The 21,885-nt window shown below is 69.6% G+C and carries 24 protein-coding genes and 5 pseudogenes; 11 read left to right on the forward strand and 18 right to left on the reverse strand.

The features are described from left to right. Positions 1-3 precede the first annotated feature (3 nt). Both LP418_RS31230 and LP418_RS31240 read right to left on the reverse strand, forming a co-directional pair. Positions 4-1,407, reverse strand: coding sequence for a MaoC/PaaZ C-terminal domain-containing protein (locus LP418_RS31230; protein ID WP_336276107.1), 1,404 nt, complete (start codon positions 1,405-1,407; stop codon positions 4-6). 77 nt (positions 1,408-1,484) lie between these two features. Then, positions 1,485-2,649, reverse strand: a pseudogene (locus LP418_RS31240) (3,4-dehydroadipyl-CoA semialdehyde dehydrogenase); the annotation flags it as partial. On the opposite strand from LP418_RS31240, the gene LP418_RS19905 reads away from it, so the two are divergent. The 6 genes and pseudogenes from LP418_RS19905 (at position 2,608) to paaE (ending at position 6,558) form a co-directional block, all read left to right on the forward strand. Beyond that, a complete protein-coding gene (locus tag LP418_RS19905) occupies positions 2,608-2,730 on the forward strand; it encodes a hypothetical protein (protein WP_257957278.1) in 123 nt (40 codons plus the stop codon). The pseudogene LP418_RS31240 and the gene LP418_RS19905 overlap by 42 nt on opposite strands. A gap of 152 nt (positions 2,731-2,882) precedes the next feature. After that, positions 2,883-3,290, forward strand: a pseudogene (locus LP418_RS19910) (Phenylacetic acid catabolic protein); the annotation flags it as partial. A gap of 106 nt (positions 3,291-3,396) precedes the next feature. Next, positions 3,397-3,801: a Phenylacetic acid catabolic protein gene (locus tag LP418_RS19915; protein WP_257957114.1), complete on the forward strand. Its 405-nt coding sequence runs from the start codon at positions 3,397-3,399 to the stop codon at positions 3,799-3,801. Beyond that, positions 3,798-4,088 (forward strand): 1,2-phenylacetyl-CoA epoxidase subunit PaaB, encoded by a 291-nt coding sequence (gene paaB, locus LP418_RS19920; RefSeq protein WP_257953368.1) that lies wholly within the window; start codon positions 3,798-3,800, stop codon positions 4,086-4,088. Before LP418_RS19915 ends, paaB begins: the two co-directional genes overlap by 4 nt. After that, positions 4,088-5,014 (forward strand): 1,2-phenylacetyl-CoA epoxidase subunit PaaC, encoded by a 927-nt coding sequence (gene paaC, locus LP418_RS19925; protein ID WP_257953369.1) that lies wholly within the window; start codon positions 4,088-4,090, stop codon positions 5,012-5,014. The genes paaB and paaC overlap by 1 nt, the downstream gene beginning before the upstream one ends. A gap of 2 nt (positions 5,015-5,016) precedes the next feature. After that, on the forward strand, positions 5,017-6,558 hold the full coding sequence (paaE, locus tag LP418_RS19930; protein ID WP_257953370.1) for a 1,2-phenylacetyl-CoA epoxidase subunit PaaE: 1,542 nt from the start codon (positions 5,017-5,019) through the stop codon (positions 6,556-6,558). Position 6,559: 1 nt separating this feature from the next. Here the strand turns inward: paaE and LP418_RS19935 are convergent, their stop codons facing one another. Continuing rightward, complete coding sequence (locus LP418_RS19935) at positions 6,560-7,108, reverse strand: TetR/AcrR family transcriptional regulator (RefSeq protein ID WP_257953371.1); 549 nt, start codon at positions 7,106-7,108, stop codon at positions 6,560-6,562. Positions 7,109-8,353: 1,245 nt separating this feature from the next. Between LP418_RS19935 and LP418_RS19940 the strand changes: the two genes are divergently transcribed. Both LP418_RS19940 and LP418_RS19945 read left to right on the forward strand, forming a co-directional pair. Further along, complete coding sequence (locus LP418_RS19940; RefSeq protein ID WP_257957115.1) at positions 8,354-8,827, forward strand: SNF2-related protein; 474 nt, start codon at positions 8,354-8,356, stop codon at positions 8,825-8,827. 392 nt (positions 8,828-9,219) lie between these two features. Next, positions 9,220-9,675, forward strand: coding sequence for a helicase-related protein (locus tag LP418_RS19945; protein WP_257957116.1), 456 nt, complete (start codon positions 9,220-9,222; stop codon positions 9,673-9,675). A gap of 189 nt (positions 9,676-9,864) precedes the next feature. Here the strand turns inward: LP418_RS19945 and LP418_RS19950 are convergent, their stop codons facing one another. The 6 genes and pseudogenes from LP418_RS19950 to LP418_RS19975 form a co-directional block, all read right to left on the reverse strand. Then, a complete protein-coding gene (locus LP418_RS19950) occupies positions 9,865-10,599 on the reverse strand; it encodes an SDR family oxidoreductase (protein ID WP_257953372.1) in 735 nt (244 codons plus the stop codon). 187 nt (positions 10,600-10,786) lie between these two features. Then, positions 10,787-11,263, reverse strand: a pseudogene (locus LP418_RS33965) (histidine phosphatase family protein); the annotation flags it as partial. Next, a complete protein-coding gene (locus tag LP418_RS19960) occupies positions 11,260-12,300 on the reverse strand; it encodes a phosphotransferase family protein (protein WP_257953374.1) in 1,041 nt (346 codons plus the stop codon). The pseudogene LP418_RS33965 and the gene LP418_RS19960, both read right to left, overlap by 4 nt. Further along, positions 12,297-12,428 (reverse strand): hypothetical protein, encoded by a 132-nt coding sequence (locus tag LP418_RS19965; RefSeq protein WP_257953375.1) that lies wholly within the window; start codon positions 12,426-12,428, stop codon positions 12,297-12,299. Before LP418_RS19965 ends, LP418_RS19960 begins: the two co-directional genes overlap by 4 nt. Continuing rightward, entirely contained in the window at positions 12,415-13,056 is a 642-nt protein-coding gene (locus LP418_RS19970; protein ID WP_257953376.1) for an SDR family NAD(P)-dependent oxidoreductase, read from the reverse strand. The genes LP418_RS19965 and LP418_RS19970 overlap by 14 nt, the downstream gene beginning before the upstream one ends. After that, complete coding sequence (locus tag LP418_RS19975) at positions 13,053-14,228, reverse strand: acyl-CoA dehydrogenase family protein (protein ID WP_257953377.1); 1,176 nt, start codon at positions 14,226-14,228, stop codon at positions 13,053-13,055. Before LP418_RS19975 ends, LP418_RS19970 begins: the two co-directional genes overlap by 4 nt. A 119-nt stretch (positions 14,229-14,347) precedes the next feature. On the opposite strand from LP418_RS19975, the pseudogene LP418_RS33970 reads away from it, so the two are divergent. Together LP418_RS33970 and LP418_RS19980 are read left to right on the forward strand one after the other, a co-directional pair. After that, positions 14,348-14,518 (forward strand): annotated as a pseudogene (locus LP418_RS33970) (TetR/AcrR family transcriptional regulator); the annotation flags it as partial. Positions 14,519-14,643: 125 nt separating this feature from the next. Further along, positions 14,644-14,958 (forward strand): hypothetical protein, encoded by a 315-nt coding sequence (locus LP418_RS19980; protein WP_257953378.1) that lies wholly within the window; start codon positions 14,644-14,646, stop codon positions 14,956-14,958. A 672-nt stretch (positions 14,959-15,630) separates the two neighbouring features. Here LP418_RS19980 and LP418_RS19985 read toward each other — a convergent pair. The 8 genes and pseudogenes from LP418_RS19985 to LP418_RS20015 all read right to left on the reverse strand — a co-directional run bounded on the left by LP418_RS19985 (position 15,631) and on the right by LP418_RS20015 (position 20,597). Further along, positions 15,631-16,125 (reverse strand): luciferase domain-containing protein, encoded by a 495-nt coding sequence (locus LP418_RS19985; RefSeq protein ID WP_257953379.1) that lies wholly within the window; start codon positions 16,123-16,125, stop codon positions 15,631-15,633. 13 nt (positions 16,126-16,138) lie between these two features. Then, on the reverse strand, positions 16,139-16,408 hold the full coding sequence (locus LP418_RS19990; RefSeq protein WP_336275771.1) for a VOC family protein: 270 nt from the start codon (positions 16,406-16,408) through the stop codon (positions 16,139-16,141). Next, positions 16,405-16,575, reverse strand: coding sequence for a VOC family protein (locus tag LP418_RS19995; RefSeq protein WP_257953380.1), 171 nt, complete (start codon positions 16,573-16,575; stop codon positions 16,405-16,407). Before LP418_RS19995 ends, LP418_RS19990 begins: the two co-directional genes overlap by 4 nt. A gap of 58 nt (positions 16,576-16,633) precedes the next feature. Next, on the reverse strand, positions 16,634-16,984 hold the full coding sequence (locus LP418_RS20000) for a cupin domain-containing protein (protein WP_257953381.1): 351 nt from the start codon (positions 16,982-16,984) through the stop codon (positions 16,634-16,636). Between the two features lie 554 nt (positions 16,985-17,538). Continuing rightward, entirely contained in the window at positions 17,539-18,096 is a 558-nt protein-coding gene (locus LP418_RS20005) for a hypothetical protein (RefSeq protein ID WP_257953382.1), read from the reverse strand. Positions 18,097-18,145: 49 nt separating this feature from the next. Beyond that, a pseudogene (locus LP418_RS33975) lies at positions 18,146-18,472 on the reverse strand (ATP-binding protein); the annotation flags it as partial. A gap of 157 nt (positions 18,473-18,629) precedes the next feature. Next, positions 18,630-19,037, reverse strand: coding sequence for an alpha/beta fold hydrolase (locus tag LP418_RS20010; RefSeq protein WP_257953383.1), 408 nt, complete (start codon positions 19,035-19,037; stop codon positions 18,630-18,632). Between the two features lie 531 nt (positions 19,038-19,568). Beyond that, entirely contained in the window at positions 19,569-20,597 is a 1,029-nt protein-coding gene (locus LP418_RS20015; protein WP_257953384.1) for an alpha/beta fold hydrolase, read from the reverse strand. Positions 20,598-20,874: 277 nt separating this feature from the next. Between LP418_RS20015 and LP418_RS20020 the strand changes: the two genes are divergently transcribed. After that, positions 20,875-21,093 (forward strand): hypothetical protein, encoded by a 219-nt coding sequence (locus LP418_RS20020; protein ID WP_257953385.1) that lies wholly within the window; start codon positions 20,875-20,877, stop codon positions 21,091-21,093. Positions 21,094-21,310: 217 nt separating this feature from the next. Here the strand turns inward: LP418_RS20020 and LP418_RS20025 are convergent, their stop codons facing one another. Further along, positions 21,311-21,733 carry a hypothetical protein gene (locus LP418_RS20025; protein ID WP_257953386.1) on the reverse strand — a complete coding sequence of 141 codons (423 nt, stop codon included), beginning with the start codon at positions 21,731-21,733 and terminating at the stop codon, positions 21,311-21,313. Positions 21,734-21,885 lie beyond the last annotated feature (152 nt).

The following is a 21,885-nucleotide window of genomic DNA, read 5'->3' on the forward strand; positions in this document are numbered from 1 at the left end:
AGGTCAGTCCTCCGACAGGTGCGGATCGGCCGGGAGGTACTGCGTGAGCTTCCCCAGGTGCTCGCGGTCGTGGTGGCGCACCGGCTCGGGCACCATCCGTCCCTCTGCGCTGTCCCAGAACTGGTCGATGCGCCGCGCCACCATCCGCGCGACCCGACCCGGCACGCCCCGGTGGGGGATGAACGGGTGCGGCCGGGTCGGCGCCTTCAAGGTGGCATGGTGAAGTCGGGTCGCCGGGTCTTCGGGCGACGGCTCGGCCAGCAGCATCTGCACGAGGCGGCGCTCCATCTCGGTGACCACGTCGAACTCGCGGCGTACGTCCTGCCAGATCGACCGCCAGCCGCGCTCGGCGGCATATGCCGAGCCGTAGAGCTTGGCCTTGACCTGCGCCAGCGTCTCCTCGTAGCGCCGGCTGGCGTGCACGAAGTCGACCGCCGGGTCGTGCCCGTCGGGGAGCCGGTGGACCAGTGGTGCGATGGCATCCACCATGCCGGCGTTGTGCCGACTCGCCACCGCGAGGAAGGTGTCGATGGCGCCGTAGTGGTCACGCGGATGTCGCACGTCGGGCCGCGCCGTGGACGCCCGGGCGAGCCGGTGCTCAAGGTCTCGATGGATGCTGTCCGGGTCGTGCCCGAGAGTGATCACGGCGCTCATCTCCTTCGGCGGACCGTGTCCATCCAGTCTCCTCCGATCTCGCGGAGAAACAAGGCCGTCAGGCAGGCCAGTCTTCGCCACCAGTGTCAGCACGTCGTACGTCGCCACCGGCTCGCCGGAGGCATTGACGACCGTCGCGTCCCAGCGAACCTCGCCGTAGTCGGCGTTGGAGCGCGGGGTGATCTGCTTGACCGTCAAGGTGACTCGGATCGAGTCGTCGGCCTTGACCGGCGTGAGGAACCGCAGCCGGTCGACGCCGAAGTTGGCGAGCACCGGACCCGGGTCGGGGTCGACGAAGAGGCCGGCGGCGAGCGAGACGACGAGGTAGCCGTGCGCCACGATCCCGCCGAAGAGCGGGTTCTTCCGGGCGGCCGCTTCGTCGGTGTGCGCGTAGAACGTGTCGCCGGTGAACTCCGCGAAGTGCTCGATGTCCGCCAGCGTCACCGTGCGCGACGCGGGAGCTGATCGTGTCGCCGATCGCGAGGTCGGCGAGCGACTTGCGGAAGGGGTGGACGTCGGTCTCCGTACGAGTGGCGCCGGTGATCCACTGGCCGCTGATCGCCGACAACATGTCGGGGGAGCCCCCGGATCGCGGAGCGCTGCATGTGGTGCAGCACGGCGCGGATGCCGCCGAGCTCCTCGCCACCGCCGGCGCGACCGGGGCCGCCGTGGACCAGCACCGGCAGCGGCGAACCGTGACCGGTCGACTCGGCAGCGCTCGCCCGGTCGAGCACGAGCAGGCGTCCGTGCCATGGCGCGAGGCCGAGGGTGAGCGTGCGCGCCACCGACGGGTCGTGGGTGACGATCGACCCCACCAGCGAACCCCGGCCGCGGGCAGCCGGGCGGATCGCGTCGTCGAGGTCGTCGTAGGTGATGACGGTCGAGACCGGGCCGAAGGGCTCGACGTCGTGCGGCTCGCTGGCACCGGGGTGGGCGCGCAGCAGGACCGGCGACATGAAGGCGCCGGTCTCCGCGTCGGCGTCGACCACCTCGACGACGTCGGGGTTGCCGAAGACGATCTCGGCCGACGCGCGCAGCGCCCGGGACCGCCTTGCGCACCTCGTCGCGCTGGGCCAGCGAGGCAAGGGCCCCCATCCGTACGCCCTCACTGGTGGGGTTGCCGACGGTGATCTTCGCGAGCCGGGCGGAGATCGCCGCGACCACGTCGTCGGCGATGCCGGACGGCACGATCACGCGCCGGATCGCCGTGCACTTCTGGCCGGCCTTGACCGTCATCTCGGTGACGACGCCCTTCACGAACAGCTCGAACTCCGGGTCGTCGACGCCGACGTCGGTGCCGAGGATCGAGCAGTTCAGCGAGTCGGCCTCGACGCCCAGCTGCACGCCGCCGTGCAGCACGGACGGGTGCTGCCGCAGGTGGGCGCCGGTCGCCGCGGAGCCGGTGAAGGCCACCGAGTCCCGGGCGCCGAGCTCGTCGAGCAGCCCCGCGGGCGACCCGCACAGCAGCTGCAGGGTCCCCTCCGGCAGGAGGCCCGAGTCGATGATCCGGCGCACGACCGCCTCGGTCACGTAGGCCGTCTGGCTGGCGGGCTTGACGATCGTCGGCAGGCCGGCGAGGAAGGCGGGTGCGAGCTTCTCGAGCATGCCCCAGACCGGGAAGTTGAACGCATTGATCTGTACGGCGACGCCGGGGCGCGACGTGTAGAGGTGCTGCCCCGGGAACGTGCCCTCCCGGCCGAGCCGTTCGGGCTGGCCGTCGAGCACGACGGTGTCGTTCGGCAGCTCGCGGGTGCCCTTCGACGCGATCGAGAAGACCGTCCCGATGCCGCCGTCGATGTCCACCATCGAGTCACGCTGGGTCGCGCCGGTGCGCGCGGACAGGGCGTAGAGCTCGTCCTTGTGCTCGCCGAGCATCTTCGCCATCGCCTTGAGCGCGGCGGCGCGCTCGTGGAAGGTCAGGGCTCGCAGCGCCGGCCCGCCCACCTCCCGCGCGTGGGCCGTCATCGCGGCGAGGTCGAGGCCGGTCGAGGAGATCCGGGCGACATCCTCACCGGTGCTCGCGTCGAGGAGGGGCTCGCCCTCGTCGCTGGCGCGGAACCAGTGCCGCAGGAGTAGCTGGCGAGCATTGCGGTGTCTGAGGTCACCGTGCCAGACTATTACCGACCGATCGGTCTGTAAATAAGGAAGGTGGCCCGGTGACCTCCACTCTGGAAGCCGACTTCGAGCGCACGATCGAGCACCACGACCGCATCGAGCCACGCGACTGGATGCCCGACAAGTACCGCGCGACGCTCGTGCGCCAGGTCGCGCAGCACGCCCACTCCGAGATCATCGGCATGCAGCCCGAGGGCAACTGGCTGACCCGCGCGCCGAGCCTCCGCCGCAAGGCGATCCTGCTCGCCAAGGTGCAGGACGAGGCCGGCCACGGCCTCTACCTCTACTCCGCCGCCGAGACGCTGGGCGTCACCCGCGGCGAGCTCACCGAGAAGCTGATCTCCGGCAAGCAGAAGTACTCCTCCATCTTCAACTACCCGACCCTGTCGTACGCCGACGTCGGCACCATCGGATGGCTCGTGGACGGTGCAGCGATCTGCAACCGGGTGCCGCTCTGTCGCACGTCCTACGGCCCCTACGGGCGCGCGATGATCCGCATCTGCAAGGAGGAGTCCTTCCACCAACGGCAGGGATTCGAGCTGCTGATGACGATGATGTCCGGCACCGACGAGCAGCGCGATGGTGGTGCAGGAGTCGGTCGACCGCTTCTGGTGGCCGGCGCTGATGATGTTCGGCCCGCCCGACACCGAGTCGCCCAACACCGCGCAGTCGATGGCGTGGGGGATCAAGCGCGACACCAACGACGACCTGCGGCAGAAGTTCGTCGACATGTCCGTCCCGCAGGCCAAGGCCCTCGGCGTCACGCTGCCCGACCCCGACCTGACGTGGAACGAGGAGCGCGGCCACCACGACTTCGGCCAGCCCGACTGGGACGAGTTCGCCGCCGTCGTGCGCGGCTCCGGTCCCTGCAACGCCCAGCGCATCGCCCACCGCAAGCGCGCCCACGACGAGGGTGCGTGGGTCCGCGAAGCAGCCACCGCCTTCGCTGCATCGACGCTGGTTGAGCAGGCGCCGGCTCCGCTGGTTGAGCAGGCGCGCCAGCGCCGTGTCGAAACCGAGGAGACCCAGTGACAGTCCAGCCCGAGTGGCCCCTCTACGAGATCTTCGTTCGCGGCAAGCGCGGCCTCAACCACGTCCACGTCGGCTCGCTGCACGCGGCGGACGACGAGATGGCGGTCCGGCACGCCCGCGACGTCTACACCCGCCGCAACGAGGGCGTCAGCATCTGGGCGGTCCGCGCCGACCTGATCGTGGCGTCCAGTCCCGACGAGAAGGACCCGCTGTTCGCGCCCGCGGGCGACAAGGTCTACCGGCACCCGACCTTCTACGCCATCCCCGACGACGTACCCCACATGTGATGGAAAGCCGCGACCTCGACCTCGACCACGACTCCGTCTACGACGGACTGCTCGGCGGCGACCCCTCGCAGTGGGCCTTCGGCACCGACTTCGAGGACCCGCTCGCGGGCGTCGACACCACGATCCCCGCAGGCGTCGACGGCGCCGCCCCGGCGGCCTACTGCCTGATGCTCGGCGACGACGCGCTGATCTATGCCCACCGTCTCTCGGAGTGGACCAGCAACGCGCCCGACCTCGAGGACGACATCGCGCTGGCCAACATCGCGCTCGACCTGCTCGGCCGGGCGCGGCTGCTGCTCGCCCGCGCCGCGGCGGCCGACCCGTCCGTCGTCCCCGTGCTGCCGGAGGGCTCTCCCGTCCCAGCCGAGGACGCGCTGGCGTTCTTCCGCGACGAGCCGGCCTTCCGCAACGTCCGCTACGTCGAGGCCGTCAACGGCGACTTCGCGGTCACGATCGCGCGCCTCCTGCTCTTCGCGAGCCACCGGCTCGCGCTGCTGCAGCGCCTCACCTCCAGCGTCGACCCGGTGCTCGCCGCCATCGCCGCGAAGGGCGTCAAGGAGGTCACCTACCACCGCGACTACGCCGGTCGCTGGTTCCTCACCCTCGCCCGCGGCACCGACGAGTCCCGACGCCGCCTCGTCGCCGGGTTGCAGACCGTCTGGCCCATGTACGCCGAGCTGTCCCGCTGCTCCGACATCGAGGCCGTGGCCGCCGAGCAGTCGTTCGGGGTCGACCCGAGCACGCTGAGCGACGAGGTCGACGCCGTGATCGAGCACGTCCTCGCCACCAGCGGGGTCGAGCGCCCGGACGTGCCGCCCTCGGGCACCCGCCCGCTGGGTCGCGAGGGCCAGCACACCGAGGCGATGGGACACCTGCTGGCCGAGCTGCAGGTCGTCGCTCGTGCCCACCCGATGGGGAAGTGGTGACGATGAGTGCCCTCGCGGTGGCGGCCACCGTCACGGACCCCGAGATGCCGATGCTGACGCTCGTCGACCTCGGCGTGCTGCGCGACGTTGCCGAGGAGGGTGAGCACGTCACCGTGACCATCACCCCGACCTACTCCGGCTGCCCGGCGATGGCGACGATGCGCGACGACCTCGTGCACGCGCTGCAGGACGCCGGCTATGCCGACGTCGACGTGAAGGTCAGCCTGAGCCCGGCCCGGTCGAGCGACTGGATCACGGGCGACGGTCGCCGAAAGCTGAAGGCGCACGGGCTCTCCGCCCCCCGGTCCTGCCCGGACCGGGCCAATCCCGTTGACCCTCGTTCCGACCCGGCGGGCGATCGACTGTCCCCGCTGCGGCAGCGCCGACGTGCGGCTGACCTCCGAGTTCGGGCCGACGGCGTGCAAGGCGCTCTACCAGTGCAGCAGCTGCCTCGAGCCGTTCGAGCACGTGAAGGAGATCTGAGGATGGCGCGCGGCACCTTCCACCCGCTCACCGTCGCCAAGGTCGAGGCCCTGACCGACGACTCGGCGGCCATCACCTTCGACGTCCCCGACGTGCTGGACGCAGAGTTCGACTTCGACGCCGGCCAGTCCCTCACGCTGCGGCGGATGATCGACGGCACCGAGCACCGACGCTCCTACTCCATCTGCGCTCCGGCCGGAGCGGCCCCGCGCATCGGCGTACGCGAGATCCCGGACGGCTTGTTCTCCCGCTGGCTCATCCACGAGGTGAAGCCGGGCGACGTGATCGACGTACAGACACCGAGCGGCTCGTTCGCCGCGAGCGAGGACCTGCCCGGGCGCCACCTGTGCATCGCGGCCGGATCGGGGATCACGCCGATGCTCTCGATCGCCTCGACGGTCCTGCGCAACCCCGACTCGACGCTCACCCTGCTGTACGGCAACCGGCACACCAACACCGTCATGTTCGCCGAAGAGCTGGCGGACCTGAAGAACCGTTACCGGCACCGGCTCGAGCTGGTGCACGTGCTGTCGCGCGAGCCGCGCGACGTGGAGCTCTTCTCCGGACGCCTCGACGCCGACCGGTTGCGCCGGCTGCTGACGACGCTGGTGCCCGTCGGGGGAGTCGACCACGTGTGGCTGTGCGGTCCGTTCGGGCTGATCGCGGACGCGCGGGAGGTGCTCGCCGAGCTCGGCGTGCCTGCTGACCGGGTGCACTTCGAGCTGTTCTACGTCGACGAGCCGCCGCCCGAGCTGGAGCGGCTCGAGCCGGTCGCGGAGGGCGACGTCAGCGACGTGACGATCTCGCTCGACGGTCGCACGACCACCGCTCCGATGCCCCGCGCGACGACGATCCTCGACGGCGCCGCGGCCACCCGCAACGACCTGCCGTTCGCCTGCAAGGGCGGCGTCTGCGGCACGTGTCGTGCCCACCTCGTCAGCGGCGAGGTCGACATGCGCCGCAACTACGCCCTCGACGACGACGAGGTCGCGCGCGGCTACGTGCTGACCTGCCAGACGTTCCCCGTCTCCGACGAGGTGGCCGTCGACTTCGACGCCTGAGCTACTTCCTCGACAACCCGTCGAAGGCGATCCCGGTGATCGCATCGGCCAGCACGGCGGCCTCCACCGGGCCCTCCGGGTTGACCCACTCCACGAGCCCGTTGACCATCCCGAAGAGCAGCCGGCTGATCAGCTCGGGGTCGATGTCGGTGCGCAGGCTTCCCTCGCGTACGGCGTCGCGGACCAGCCCAGCGAGCGCGTCGTCGATCGCACGTCGCCGGCCGAGGGCGGCCTGCTCGACCTCGCTGTTGCCGCGGGCCCGGAGCAGGAGCGTGACCGCGGGCAGGTGGGCGACGAGGATCTCGACCGAGGAACGGATCGCGGCCCGCAGCCGCACCTCCGCCGACTCGGAGCTGGTCGCCGCGATGGCGGTGACCGTGCTGCTCAGGGCATCCAGCGCCTCGTCGAGGCCCGACGCCAGCAGGTGCTCCTTGCTCGGCACGTGGTGATAGATCGTGGACTTGCTCAGGCCGAGCTCGCGGGCGAGGTCGCCCATGCTGGTCGCGTCGTAGCCCCGGCGGTTGAACAGGTCGATCGCGCGACGCAGCACGGTCTCCCCGGTCGTAGCCCGGTCGCCCGCGCCGTACCGCGTTGACGCCGTTTCCGTCGTCGGGCACGGAGTCGGTGGTCATGGGCCAACCTTCGCACGGGGCGGGCGGTTTGGTGGTCGGCGTCCCGGTCGGCGCAGTTGTCGGCGTAGTTGAGGGCGACCTTGTAGGGATTTCCCTGCTGGACGACAAACTCGCACTCAACTACCCCGGGGCTGCCCGTGCCCGCCCTCGCCGACCTACGTGCCCGACTCCGCGGGGGTGCACGGATTCGGGACCGGGGGCAGGTAGTATGGGGCTCGCCTTCGTCGCTCGATCAACCCGATCAGGTGACGGAGCCCCGGCATTCGGATGCCGCCCGTGACTCCTCTGTCACGCGGCACGGTCGGGTTCTGCGTTGCTGAGTCGCCTGTCCGGCGCGGTGGCGCGGCTGGCAAACTCCCCGGAGGAAATGAGTGGCTCAGCGAAGCCGACGCACATCCACCGCACGTCGTGGCGGCACCAAGGTCGTCCGCAAGGACAACGAGGGCATCATCCCGGTGCTCGCACGCTCCGTGCGCGAGGTGGAGCAGGCAGCCGAGCGCGGCAAGGTCGCCCCGCACGGGCGCGGACCTTCCGGGTCGTGGCGCTGCTGGTGCGCGACGAGCGCCACCGCCTCAACGCCGACACCGAGCTGGGCGAGGGCCGCAAGGCCGAGCAGCTCAAGCGCCTCGACGGCATCGCCACCATCCTCGCCAAGACCGCCGCGCGCGACACGTCGCTGCTGCAGCTGCTGGCCGAGGACGCCGAGATCTCTGAGGGGGCCCGCGCCCTCAAGCGGCAGATGCTCAAGTCGGGCGGCATGGACGTGCCCGAGGAGGTCGAGCCGCCCAAGCCCGAGACGGCCGCGACGTCGTCCGCCCGCCGGGTCGTCCCGCAGTCCGTCATCTCGCGTCAGCTCGCCAACCCCTTCCTCGTCCCCGACTTCTCCGCCGCCGAGGCCAACCGCGTCGAGGCGCGACGCCTCGCCAACTGGGAGCTGCTCGAACCCCTCTTCAAGTCCTTCGAGTACGTCGGTGGCGGGGCCGCCGCCTGCATGAAGCTGCCCGCCCCGGTGCCCGTGCCGGGCGTCGCGCTGATGGTCCACCGGGCCCAGCTCGTAGCCGCCGCGGCCGCCGGCCACCGCACCTTCCTGCTCGCCGACGAGCCCGGCACCGGGCAAGACCGCCCGGGCGCTGCTCGCTGCGCAGGCCGCGCACGCGTGGCCGCTGCTCGTCGTCGTACCCAACGTCGTCAAGGCCAACTGGGCCCACGAGGTCAGCCTCTGGACGCCCAACCGCTCCGTCACCGTGATCCACGGCGACGGCGAGGAGATCGACGGCTTCGCCGACATCGTCGTCGTCAACTACGAGGTGCTCGACCGCCACGTCGGCTGGCTCGGCAACCACGGCTTCCGCGGCATGGTCGTCGACGAGGCGCACTTCATCAAGAACAAGTCGTCGCAGCGCTCGCAGCACGTGCTCGAGCTGTCGCAGCGCATCCGCACCCGCATCGCACGGCCGCTGCTGATGGCGCTGACCGGCACCCCGCTGATCAACGACATCGAGGACTTCCGCGCGATCTGGCAGTTCCTCGGCTGGATCGACGACCACAAGCCGCTGGCCGAGCTGATGAACAAGCTCGAGGACACCGGGCTGATGCCGGGGAGCCGGGGTTCTACCCCAACGCGCGACGTTCCGTGATCGAGATGGGCATCGTCCGTCGCAAGAAGATCGACGTCGCCGCCGACATCCCCGCCCGCCGCGTGGCCGACCTCCCGGTCGAGCTCGAGGGCGCCGAGGGTCGCTCCATCCGCGACGCCGAGCGCGAGCTGTCGCGCCGACTCGTGAAGCGCTATGACGGGGCCCTCGAGGCGCGCACCACCAACGTCGTGTTCGACGGCATCGACACCGACCTCGTCCGACGCGTCGCCAAGTGGGAGCGCGAGGACATGGAGTCGGCCAAGGACGGCGAGAACGTCTTCTCGATGATGCGCCGCATCGGTCAGGCCAAGGCCGGTCTTGCTGCCGACTACACCGCCCAGCTGGCGCGCAACGTCGGCAAGGTCGTCTTCTTCGCCAAGCACATCGACGTGATGGACGAGGCCCGGGCCAGCTTCACCAAGCGCGGCATCAACTTCGTCTCCATCCGCGGTGACCAGACCGCCAAGGCCCGCGCCGCGGCGATCGAGTCCTTCACCAACGACCCCGAGACCTCGATCATCGTCTGCTCGCTCACCGCCGCCGGTGTCGGCCTGAACCTCCGGGTCGCCTCCAACATGGTGCTCGCCGAGCTCTCGTGGACCGACGCCGAGCAGACCCGGGCGATCGACCGGATCCACCGCATCGGTCAGTCGGAGCCGGTCACCGCCCGGCGGATCATCGCGGCCCAGACGATCGACTCCAAGATCGCCGAGCTGATCGACTCCAAGGCCGGACTCGCCGCCCGGGCGCTCGACGGCGCCGACGAGATCGCCTCGTCCGTCGACGTACAGCTCGAAGCGCTCGTGGGCCTGCTCACCGACGCCCTCGAGGCCCGCGGGGGCCGCTGACCGGCGCAGTCTCCGCGACTCGCCCGGCAGCGGTGAGTGAGCCACATTTCGTACGGCGATCTTGTGGCTGTGCCACCGCCCGCCGGCGTGCCCCCACGCGACGCGCCCGGCAGGGGTGAGCCACCCACATTCCGCGCGGCGAAAATGTGGCTCACTCACCGCCGGGCAAGCTCACAAAAAGGCGAGAAATCAGCCCATCAGCTTCCGCGCGAGCGGGAGCGGCAGGTGCTCGAGCGCGAAGCCGACGGGCACCCGGGGCCAGCCGGGGACACGGGCGGACGCCTTCTCCTTCTCGATCGCGGAGACCATGGCGCGCACGCCCTTCTCGGTGGACGCCACGAGCGGAGTAGCCGAAGAGGTGGCGCTCATCTCGGAGACGATGTAGCCCGGGTAGAGCACCGTCACCTTGATCGGGGTGCCCATCACGTCGGCGCGGAAGCCCTCGGCCAAGTGCGCGACGCCGGCCTTCGTGGCGGCGTACGTCGTGATGTTCTTCGGCATCCCGCGGATCGCGGAGACCGACGAGATCATCACGAGCTGGCCGGCGTTCTGCTCGCGCAGGATCCGGGCGGCGGCCTCGGTCTGCGCGAGCGCGCCGATGAAGTTGGTCTGCGCGGTCGCGAGGTTGGCGTCGAAGCGGCCGGTGCCGAGCGGCTGGCCCTTGCCGAGCCCGGCGTTGACGATGAACTTGTCGATCGTGCCGAACTCCGCCCGGAACTCGTCGAAGACCCGGAAGACGGCGTCGTGGTCGTTGACGTCGAGGGCCTTCACGGACACCTTCACGTCGGTCAGCTCCGCGGCGAGGGCCTCGAGCCGCTCGGTCCGACGGGCGCAGAGCGCGAGGTCGTAGCCGAGCGCGGCGAACTGGCGGGCCATCTCGGCGCCGAGGCCGGCGGAGGCGCCGGTGATGAGGATCGTGGCCATGCGGGGTTCCTATCGGTAGGTCTGGTGGTCGGGGGAGAGATGCGTGTGCTCGTTGAAGGCGAGCAGGGTGGCGCCGCGCGAGCCGACGACGAAGCTGGTCACGGCCGCGTTGATCACCACCCGGGTTGAGGCGCAGCCACAGGTGGGCGCCACCGTCGAGCCGCGTCGCCGCGGCCCACGCGATCGGGCCGCCGCTGGTGAGGACGACGGCGGTGGCCTTCGGTTCCAGTACGGCGATCGCCCGGTCGAGCGCGGCCGAGACCCGTTCGCAGAACTCGGCGAAGGACTCGTCGTAGTCGTCGTGCTCGCCGCCGGTCCAGCGCGAGGTCGCGCCCTCGAACCAGCGCTGGAACGCGCGCGGGTCGGAGGCGATGTCGACGCCCTCGGGGGCCGGGTGGCGTTCGAGGACCCGGAGGTGGTCGAACTCGTCCCAGCCGTTGTCGACGGTGACCGGCAGTTCCCAACCGGCTCCGTCGCACACCCCGGCAGCCGTCTGCGAGTGCCGCTTCATCCCACCCGAGACCAGCACGTCGGGCGTGATGCCCTGCGCTGCGAAGGCGGCGCCGAGCGTACGCGCCCGGGAAGCGCCGAGGTCGGAGAGCTGGTCGTAGTCGGCCGCACCCCGGGACGCCCGGCCGTGCCGCACGAGGAGGATCCGGCTCACGCCAGCAGCTCCGCGATCCGCCGGTCGAGGATCTGCACGCCCGGCCCGAAGAGGGCGAACATCTCGTAGGTCGTCTGCCCGTGGAAGTAGCGGTAGTAGATCTGCTGGGCGATCACGGCGTTGCGGAACAGCCCGAAGACCTCGTAGAACCGCCACTGCTCGGGCGTCAGCGTGAAGCCCATCCGCTCGCAGTAGGCCTGCACGAACTCCTCACGCGTGATCATCCCCGCCGGGTCGGTCGGCACCCGCTTGGTCATCTTCAGCTCGTCGGAGTCGTCGGCCCGGATCCAGAAGGCCAGCGCCCCACCCACGTCCATCAGCGGGTCGCCCGGGGTCGCCATCTCCCAGTCGAGGACGCCGATGACCTTCGTCGGGTCATCGTGGGAGAAGACGATGTTGTCGACCTTGAAGTCGTTGTGGATCACGCAGTTGGCGATGTCCTCGGGCTGGTTGGCGTCCAGCCGGGCCATCACCTCGGTGAACTCCGGGTTGTCGGGCGTGTGCGCGTTGCGGTAGCGCGTCGACCAGCCCTCGACCTGCCGGCGCACGTAGCCGGTGCCCTTCCCGAGCTCACTGAGCCCGGCCGCCTCCGGGTCGACCGTGTGGAGCTCGGCGTACACCTCGACGACGTTGAAGCACAGCTGGCGTGCCTGCTCGGGCGTCAGCGGGACGTCCTTGGGCCAGTTGCTGCGGGGGATCAGCCCGTCGATGCGGCCCATGACGTAGAAGTCGCCTCCGATCACGGACGGGTCGTCGCAGAAGCCGATCATCGGCGCGACGTAGGGGAAGACCGGCGCCAGCGCGGACTGGATCGTGAACTCGCGGCGCATGTCGTGCGCGCCCTTCGCCTTCGTGCCGCCGGGCGCGCGGCGCAGGATCAGTTCGCGTCCCGGGACCCGCAGCAGGTAGGTCAGGTTGGAGGCGCCGCCCGAGAACTGGCGGACCTCCTCGATCGGCCCGTCGACGCCCTGCTCCTGCAGCCACTGCGCGATCGCGTCGATGTCGAAGGCGTCCTCCTCGCGTACGGCGGACGTCATGACATCTCCTCCAGTCGCGTGGCCCGGTGCCTCATCACTTCGTCGTACGCCGATCGGTCGGCCCACTTCAGGAAGTAGGCCCGGCGAGCTGCCTCGTCGGGGACGATCACGTCCTCACCGGCCTCCATCCCCGCCCGGGACGGCCGAGGCGATGTCGTCCGCGCTCACCTTCGAGGTGGCCACGAGGTTGCCGATCACCTTGCCGACCGCCTCATCGGTGCCCTGCATGGAGTCGATGAGGTTGGTGCGGAAGTAGGACGGGCAGACCGCGCTGGCCTTGATCCCGAAGCCCGCGAGCTCGTGACCGCAGGTCTCGGTGAACGCGACGACCGCGGCCTTGACCGCGTTGTAGGAGCCCATGCCGGCGGGGTGCACGAGGCCGGCGAGCGAGGCGACGTTGACGATGTGGCCGGACCCCCGGGCCTTGAGCATCGGGGTGAACGTCTGCACGCCGCGGACGACGCCGAAGAGGTTGATCTCGGTGATCCAGCGCCAGTCGTCCATCGAGCACAGCTCGATGCGACCACCACCGGCGACCCCCGCGTTGTTGACGAGCACGTCGAGACCGCCCCATCGCTCCTCGACAGCCGTCTTCGCGGCGGCCCAGTCGGCGTCGGAGGTGATGTCGAGGACGAGGTCGATGCCGTCTGCGACCACGCGGTCGGTCGCCAGCACCTCGTCGCCGCGAGCGCGGAACGCGGCGGCGAGGGCGGCACCGAGGCCGGACGCGGCCCCCGTGACGAGCACCCGGCTCATCGTGGCCCCCGAGAGGTTGCGCGTCCCAGCTCGATCTTGGCGATCACGTTGCGGTGCACCTCGTCAGGCCCGTCGGCCGGGCGCAGCGACCGCGCGCCGACGTACGCCGCGGCAAGCGGGAAGTCGTCGGTCATGCCGGCGCCGCCGTGCAGCTGGATCGCCATGTCGATGACGTCGAGGGCCATGTTGGGCACCTCGACCTTGATCTCGCTGACGGCCGAGACGGCCTCCATCGACAGTCCCCGGTCGAGCAGCCACGCGGCGTGCATGACGAGCAGCCGCGACCGGTTGATGGCGATCCGGGCGTCGGCGATCCGCTCGCGGTTGCCGCCGAGGTTGGCCAGCGGCTTGCCGAAGGCCGTACGGCGCTGGGCGCGCTCACAGGCGAGCTCGAGCGCCTTCTCGGCGAGCCCGATGGCGCGCATGCAGTGGTGGACGCGACCCGGACCGAGCCGGCCCCGGGCGATCTCGAACGCGCGACCCTCGCCGAGCAGGATGTTGCCGACGGGCACCCGCACGTTGTCGAAGGACACCTCGCCGTGACCGAGCGGCTCGTCGTAGTAGCCCATCGTGGTGAGCATCCGCTCGACCTTCACGCCCGCGGCGTCGCGGGGGACCAGCACCATCGTGTGGCGCGAGTGCCGGTCGGCGTCGGGGTTGGTGAGCCCCATGAAGACCAGGATCTTGCAGTCGGGGTTGCCGATGCCGGTGGAGAACCACTTGCGGCCGTTGATGACGACCTCGTCGCCGTCGACGACGGCGGTGGCCTCCATGTTGGTCGCGTCGGAGGAGGCGACGTCGGGCTCGGTCATGCAGAAGGCACTGCGGATCTCCGCGCGCAGCAGCGGCTCGAGCCACGTCTTCTTCTGCTCGTCGGTGCCGTACTTCAGCAGCACCTCCATGTTGCCCGTGTCGGGCGCGTTGGAGTTGAAGACCAGCGGCGCGAGGAACGAGCGCCCCATCACCTCGGCGAGCGGCGCGTAGTCGATGTTGCTCAGCCCCTCGCCACCGTCGGTGCCGAAGTCCGCGGCATACGTCCCCGCGTGCCCGGCGGGCAGGAAGAGGTTCCACAGCCCCTGTGCGCGCGCCTTGGCCTGCAGCTCCTTGATCCGCGGGTCGGGCGTCCAGTTGTCGCCGCCGCTCTCGCGGGCCTTCGTGATCACGTGGTGCATGTCGGCCTCGAGCGGCTCGATCTCGGTGTCCGGGGAACGCGCGGACGCGGGCCTGCAGGTCGGCGGCGCGCGGGGAGAGGGAGAAGTCCATGGGTTGACCATAACCACACTGTTGAGCAATGCTCAATAGCGTGTCATCCAATTCACCCGCGGATTCCGTACGCCGAAGGCTGAGCGCCGACGACCGCCGCCGCCAGCTCGTGGCGATCGGGCTGTCTCGACTCATCGACACCCCGATCCAGGACCTCTCGCTCGACCGGGTCGCCGCCGAGGCCGGCATCTCGCGCGGCCTGCTGTTCCACTACTTCCCGACCAAGACCGACTTCTACCTCGCCTGCATCGCCGCCGCCGGGCGTCGGATCCTGCGCAACACGGCACCGTCGTCCTCCGATTCGGGGAGGTGCAGGTGCGGACCATGGTCACCGCGATGGTCGAGCAGATCGACCGTCGTCGCTCCTTCTACCTCACCCTCGTCCGGGGCAGCGGCGTCGCCGACCCGCGGGTCAGCGAGGTCCACGACTCCGCACGGTCCGTCTCCACCGACCGGGTGATGAGCGCGCTGGGACTGGCTTCGTCATTGCGACCCGTCGTCCATGCACGGTGGGCGTACGTCGAGGACCGGGCCCTCAGCTGGAGCGGCGATCCCGCCTCCGAGCGGACCGAGTCGCTGGACGAGCTGGTTGCGCACTGCGAGCGAGTCCCGGCCGCGGTGTGCGCCGAGCCGGGTTGACGCTGGGGGCGTGTCATTGAAGGCTCTGGCCCTCGAGGGTGTTCGTCAGGCGCTTTCGTTGAGGGTGGCTTGGACGAGTGCTGCTGCCATCCGGGCCATCACGTCGAGGGCGGTCTCGCGGTCGACGCCGGCGATGTCGGTGCTCCAGATGACAGCGTCGGCTCCGAACAGTGGGATGAGGGCGATCGAGAGCCGGTTTCGCGCTTCCCCGGGGCACGTGGTCGGGCAGTCCTTCGAGCAGGGTGGCGATCCGGGTGTCGCGGTTCGTGCTGGCCCGGCGGTCGATCTTGTCTGTGCCCGGGGGGCGCGAGCGAGAGACGCATGAAGGTGCGTAGCTCGTGCTCGTGGTCGAATGCCCACTCGCCCATCGTGCGGACCGGGGTGGAGGCACGGGCGGGAAGACCTTGGGGTGCCCGGTGGTCGGGCTCATCGAGGTCGGGCGGCTGTGGCTGCAGGCTGGCGCCGTCGACGAGTGGCGCGGTGGCGTGCACGACCACGGAGTCGTTGTTGGGGAAGTACCTGTACGCGGTTGCTCGGGAGACGCCCGCCGGTCTGCTGCCGCCTGCACGGTGAGCGGGCCGCCCGTCCGCAGCAGCTCGCGGGCTGCCTCCGACAGCAGGTGGCGGGTGCGTTCCCGAGCGCTAGGTCTCGCCGGCATGGGTGGTTCAGGTGTCATGGCATTCCGGCGTCGGCATTGGCGCGATCGACGACACCGAGGGCAAACTGGTAAGAGGCTCGGACCAGTCGCAGGATGACGTCGCGCTCGGCCTCGTCGCGCGGGGCGTAGAGCATGGTGATGCTCGGTGGCGCCCGGTGGGTGTGCACCGGGTAGTGGGGCTCGCCCCAGCCCGCCTCCTGTGCGGCCCGGGCCGGGTGAGGTGGGAGTGCGGCGTGCAGGCTTGAGTCGCCGCCTGCATGCCCGTGGCAGAACTCTCGACCGATCATGAACGCCTCGGGGGGACCGGTCTCGGCCTCGTCGGTCAACACCGGGGCCCGAGACCCCTCCACGGCGATCCGCGAGGGCTGGATCGTCACCTGCGGCCGGGTCGCCGCTTCGGCCGGGACGGAGTCGAGGTCCCGAGTGCTGGCGGGCTGCTGGTCGAGCTGTGAGTGCGGCAGGGCGGCGGTGGCAAGCGGCCGGTCACCGACCCGCGGTGGCAGATCCATCTGTCTCATGGTCTCAGCCCGCCGCCCAGAACAGCTCGATCGGGATGCCATTGGGGTCGTGCACCACCATGGCCGCGTGGACTGGCTGGTCCTTGTCGTGGATGGGTCCGTGCGCGACGCCGAGCGTGGTGAGCCGATGGGCCCACGCGTCGAGGTCCGACCGGTCGTCGACCGCCAACGCGAGGTGGTCGAGTCCGGTACGGCGCTCGTCGAAGCGCTCCAGATCTGCCTGCGGATGAAAGTCCGGGCCGAGGAACAAGAAGGTGTCGGGGCGGTTGATCACCACAGTGTGCCCCCGCCGGCGGGGTGCGGCTCGACGAAGACACGGACCATGCCAAGCACGTCGGCATACCAGTGCTCGCTCTCGTCGATGTCGCGGACGGTCAGTCCGAGGTGGTGGATTCCGGACAGGCTCGGCAGGGTCGCCGTCGCTGCGTCTGTCTGTGTCATGGCTGTCGTGAGCGTCATGTTGTCCTCCCCGGTCAAGGGTTCGAGTCGAAAGACACGATCAGGGCCGGTAGGGCTCGGTGGCGTAACGGGCCATGACCTCGAGCACGTCGGCGGGGACGAGCACACCCTCAGGGCCGGGTCGCAGGTCGGCAAGGTCGCGGAAGTAGCCGAGGTAGCGCTCCGGGGTCACGCTGCACAGCAGGGTGGCCGGCGCATCCGGGTCCGCGTTGAAGAACGTGTGCGGGTCGCCGATCGGCGCCGTCACCGGGCTGCCCGCCTCAGCCACCAGTTCGTCGGATCCACAACGGAACCCCACCACACCCGACACCACGAAGAATGTCTCGTCGTGCTCGCGGTGGACGTGTTGGGGAGGACCCGGCCAGCCGGGGGCGATAGTGCATTCGGCCACGCCGAACCTTCCGTCGACCCCGACGCCGTCCTCCGGGATCCGGAACCCGACGGGTCCGCTCGTGAAGGCCTCGCCCTCCCCGGTGATGTCACCCTGACCGTCATGGCTCTCCCTCGTGATACCTAGTGTCTCATTTTGAGACACTAGGTATCATGTGCTCGGTGTTCTTGCTTGTCAAGGGTCGAAGGGACGACCCTCAACGGCTCCGAGGCCCGATGTCCGGCACGGCGTCGACCACGTGGCCCGCCGGCGCACCTGATCCACGAGTCGTGCCCATCGCACTCACATATCGCGATGAGTGCGTCTATCCGCCGCGATCGCCCTGTGCGAGGGGCAACGACGGTCCGAGACCGCCTTGGCGGCAGCGGTCTCCTCAAGTTTCACGGAACTTGACGAAGCTTCAAGCATCGTTGCGGTTTAGGTGAGCGTCCGCTACACCTGTTTCTACGAGGCGCCCGGGAGCGTTCGCTCGCGCAGGGGATGGTCCCTAGGCGCCTCGACCAATGCTCCGACAGATGTTCTTCGCGGGGGACGAGCCGATGATGGTGTGGCTGTCAGCCACGCTCGTGCAGCCACTCCTCGTATGGCACCGGTTCGGCTTCTTCCTCCGCCCGGCTGACGATGGAGTCAGTGAACCGGGTGCGCAGCGACACCATCTCCGGAGTGGACCGCAGCGTGAGCAGTTGGTGGGTCTCGCATATCTCATCAGCCAGGTTGTCGGCGTCCAGCAGTTCACGGACCGTCGCGGCCATCTCACGGGGAAGTGTCATCTCGATGTCGACGTACTCCATCCCCGCTGCGGCGGCGTCCGGGGCGGTCCGCCGACCCGTGTGGCGCGCAAATGCAGGGCGGGTCACCAGTCGCTCGATGAGATGGCCCAGCTCCTGCGGCGGAGTCGAACCTTCCTTGGAGTCGATGAGCTGGAGCTCCCGAACAAGGTCGTCGAGCCGTTGGTCGATCTGGAGCCCGAGCTGCACCGGACACCGAAGTAGCCTCACCCTCGCCCACCCGGCGGGCAGGACGCCCTGCTCCGGTGCCGCGCGTTCGCGGTACTCCACCACTGGCGGCCGTACGTCGTGCTCGACGCCGTCGCCGACAAGTTCGGCCCACACGCGTCGTCCATCGACGTGCTCCTCGATCCCCCGAGGACTTCGCCAGCACCGACACGATCGCCAAGCCGCGCCCGGTGGTGCCCCGGCTCGCGACAGGCGGCGGGGCCACCGCCGCGACCGGGACCATGCCGCCAGCGTCCTCCACACTGAGCCGCACGCCCGGCTCGATATCACGCAACCGGACATGTAGGTAAGGGCTGCCGCTGTGCAGGGCGGAGTTCGCTGCCATCTCAGTGACGCACAGGGCGGCGTCGTCGACGAGATGCTCGCGGCCCCACTGCCGCAGCCCGTCAATGACGAACCTACGCGCTCCGGGGACGCTGGAGGTGTCCGCGGCGAGTTGGACTCGCAACTCCGGGTGGGCCCCTCGTGGCATGGACGTCACGTTGGCATTGTGCCCGACCTGTACGCCGCCGCGATCGTGCCGATTCGCGACGACTCTGAGAGCCGTGCCTCCGTCGCAAACTCGCTCCGCACTGCGTCCTTCCAACCGCGAAAGCGGACCTCGGCCGTCTCCGGGTCCACATGCTTGGCTAGAGGCGGCCGAGCTCCTTGAGGATTTCGGTGACGATCTGCTCGGGGGCGAAGCCCTGCAAGTCGTGCGGTCCCTCGATCGAGACCTGCCGGGAGTGCGGGGAGAGCTGCAGCCAATGACGCTGGTTCTTCTCGCCCCCCGGGTCGGCTTGGGTGGCGCTGATCACCGGGACTGGGAAGTCGCCGATCGGCATGGTCATTGTGTCCAGTTCCTCGGAGTAGTCGACGTAGTCCACGAACTCAGGGTTGTCGGTCCACACGAGCCCTTCCGCCCGCAGCCGCTCCGGGTCGTCGTGGTAGCTGTCGATGGTCACCGGGCCGGCTACGTGCTTCGAATGCCGGGCCGCGCAGCCGATATTGAGGTTGCCGCCACCTGACTGGCCGACGAGAACGTAGCGCGTGGGCATGGGCAGCCTCGCCACAACCTCGGTCCTGAACGTCGCACAGATCTCGCATCGTGCGACGCCGGCGAGGTGGTGCGTCACTGGACCCGGTGCCGGGGCGGTCGTAGGTGCAGACGGTCGCCTCCGCGATAAGCGGGTCGACGAATGCTGCCGGGTAGGCGTCGGTGCCCCCGGTATCGGTGCCCGCCTCCAGCAGGAATCCCGGGCTGCCCTTGCCGGCGCACCAGTAGTAGACGGACTCACCTGAGGCGAGCGTGAGACTGCCATCGCGTCGGTCACCCGGTGACGGCGAAGGTGAAGCCGGGCTACTGCTGGTGTCAGGTGCGCGGGTCTCCTCTTCGTCGGAGGAGTCTTCGCCGCAGGCGGCGACGAGCATCAGGGCTGCGGCCAAAGCGAAATGGCCTCGACCTCGCCGGGAGTGATGGCGACGAGCCACCTCGGGCGTCTCCCCACTGCGGCGGCTGTTGCGGTACTCGGTCATTGCCACCTCCCAAGGCTTCTGGCTTCACCCAGACCGCGCAACCCCAACGTGCGTCATATCGCCGCCACAGGCGCATGCGTATATCGGATCGGCCTGATGAACGGTGTACGCGTCAGCACGGACCACCGGGTGGAGTTGCACCCTGCATGCCCTGATTTGAGAATGAGCCCAATGGCTCCACGGCGCAGCAGCGGAGCCTTCAGCCCGCCGGGGGCGATGACGTGTTCGAGGTTCCTGACCACCAGATTCGGCTCGGCTTCGTCCATCCAGTGAGGTGCGCTGACAGGCTTCCAGATGCCCGGTGACCAACGTCGGACGAACGCCTTCCTGAGGGAGTCATCCGTAACGTCCCCCCGATCGGATGGATCCGCGGCTGCCGTGTAGATCAGCGGCACCTCCGGTTCCTCAGCTCGGCGGTCGTATGCCCACTGCGCGAGCTGGCAGTTGTCGATCTTCTCCAAGGAGTCTCGGGCGTCGGCCTCACGGTTCGCTCTGAGGCACATGCCCGCGAATCCGTGGCGCCGGTCGATGATGTAGTCGTCTGGGATGGAGGAGTCGAGCAGGAGAATCGCGGTGACCCGGTCGGGGTGCGCCACGGCGTAGGCGCCGGCGACCGGGCCACCGAAGGACGCTCCGAGCAAGACGAAGGGACCGTCCTCCCCAATGGCTTCGAGTACGCCGTCGGCATCGGCGACTATTTCCTCCGGCGACTGAGTACCGTCCACCGTTTCGCTTCGTCCGGTGTTGCGGCGCTCGTAGGAGCAGATCCGGTGACGACCGTCATCGGCGGCCTCGACAGCCCGGATCGTGTCTACGCCGAGTTTGCTCTGATCCGGCGCCCACCCTGCGAAGTAGACGACGGTGGGATTGCCGGTGCCGGTGCCGCTGCAGCGGGCGTAGATGGCGTGGCCATTGACGTCGATCAGGCCCTCGACCGTCGCATCCGCCTCGACCGGGACTTCGATCTGCGGCAGGTGCGACCCAGCCTCCGATTCCGATCCGCTAGGTGTCCCGGGCCCGGTCTCCGTGCTCGATGGCTCTGGTGAGTCAGCACCGCAGGCGCTGATCAGCAGGACGGTCACAGTCATTCCGACCCGATGGGCGAAAGGCGATTTCAGCATGAGACCTCCCGGCCCCGGAAGCCACGATAGGACCGGGGGCTTCACCCGTCCACCGGTTCTCTTCAGGCCCGATGCGAGAACGTCCGCTGATCAGCGCAGCAGCGTCTACGCCAAGCATCTGGTAGGTGCCACGTCTGTGGGGCTGTTCGTAGGTCATCGGGCTAGCTGCCCGCGCAGTGCGTCGTCGGGATGCATGGGCGGGGTTCCTTCAGCACCGTGGAGGGACGATGCTGGGTGAGTGGCGCTCGCCGTCTGCTTGCTCTTCGACGCCCGGTCGGACCTCATTATACGGGAGCTGTGGTCGCGGCTGGAGGATGCGGAAGTCGCCACGCTGGCAACCCACACGCATGGCCGCCACCACCCGCACTTGTCCTATTTAGTGCTGCGTAGCTGGGACTCGGATCGTGTGCAGCATGCGCTCGCCGCGCTTCCGGCTGCCGAGCCCTTCATGATGTAGTTTCACGGCACGCTCGCGTTCCCGCGCGGCCGGGCTGCGCTCGCGCCGGCAATCGCGGCCGATGTGGCATTGCGACAGTGGCGAATCGTCACCGCTCTCGCGGCCACCGGCGCGGAGCTGCACCGCAACTACGAGGGTGGCCAGTCGGTGCCGCACGTCTCGGTGGCTACCCGGGCCCAAGGCGCCAAGTCGGCCACCTCACCGCCGACTCGGTCGATCAGTCCCGAGTCGCCCGGTGACCCCACTCGAGGGCGCTCTCGCGGGATCGCGCGCGAGCGCGAAGCGGGATGGTCGCCCGCGGGCGTCCCGCCGTACCGCGCTCGGCGGCCCGCCGAGTCCCGGCGACGACGTGCACGCGCTGCGTGAACACCACGAAGCGAGCCTCCTCCACGAGGCTCCCCGTCGGGGTCACGTCCACCGCGAGCCACAACCCGTCCGGCTCGAAGCCGACGACGGCCTTCCCGGTGCCGGAGCGCTCCTTGCTCACGGCGGACGAGGTGACCTGGAGGTCGAACTCGACGGATCGGGAGTGCGCACCGCGGGTCCTCCGCAGCAGTTGCACCGCCTCGACGAACGTCCGCTCCTCCGATGAGATGACGCCGGCCGGGATCCACGGCGCACGTGGGCCGGTGGCGTCCATCCCAGGGTCGGACCTTGTCCCCGTTGACCCAGACATCTCCCCAACTCATCCACGCATCCTCGCACCAGCCCCCGGCCCGGTGTCTGGAGGTAGCGATGTCGTCGACTGCTCCCGCTCCAAATCTTCAGCCAGTGCCGCACGCGAATCGCGTG

The organism is Nocardioides sp. B-3, from assembly GCF_024703895.1.
Classification (GTDB): domain Bacteria; phylum Actinomycetota; class Actinomycetes; order Propionibacteriales; family Nocardioidaceae; genus Nocardioides.